We start from the raw sequence: 557 nt of genomic DNA on the forward strand, positions 1-557 counted from the left end.
CGGTAGGAGAGGCGAAATTGCCATAATAGCGCGCATTGTTATAACCAATACCGCCTGTAATTTGGGCATTTTCAAACGCATCCCATTCAAAAGTCAGCATATTGGTCTGACCGCGCGTGTTTTGAGCCTGCCAGCTCGGCGCCAAATTCACTTTGCCTTCAGGTGCGTCAAACAAGCGGCCGTTGGCGTTTTGAATGTCCTGCATACGCGCGCGACCGCCGTTGGTTTTGCGTTTTGCGTAGATGGAATCGAACGCCACGCGCACTTTTTCGCCGCGATAGTCGGCATTCAAAGCAAATTCTTTGTTGTCTTCGCTGTAACCGTGACGCGGAGTGTCGCCGTGGCGCAGTTTACCATTGGCGCGCACGCCGAATTCTTTGTTTTCGCCGAAGCGTTGACCTAAATCGAACGTACCTTGGGCGCGGTTGTTGCTGAACCAGCCCAAACCGATTTTACGGTTACCTTCGTCTGCGGCTTTTTTGGTTTCGATGTTGACGGAACCGGATACCGCGCCTTCAGGGTCCATGCCGTTTACGGCGGTGGACGCGCCTTTAATC

Annotated in this window: 1 pseudogene; it reads right to left on the bottom strand. The window is 53.1% G+C overall.

The window, feature by feature from the left end:
- Positions 1-557: pseudogene (locus tag ACTHUM_RS18200) on the bottom strand (TonB-dependent siderophore receptor); the annotation flags it as partial.

The sequence above is a fragment of the Neisseria sp. P0021.S006 genome (assembly GCF_051956895.1).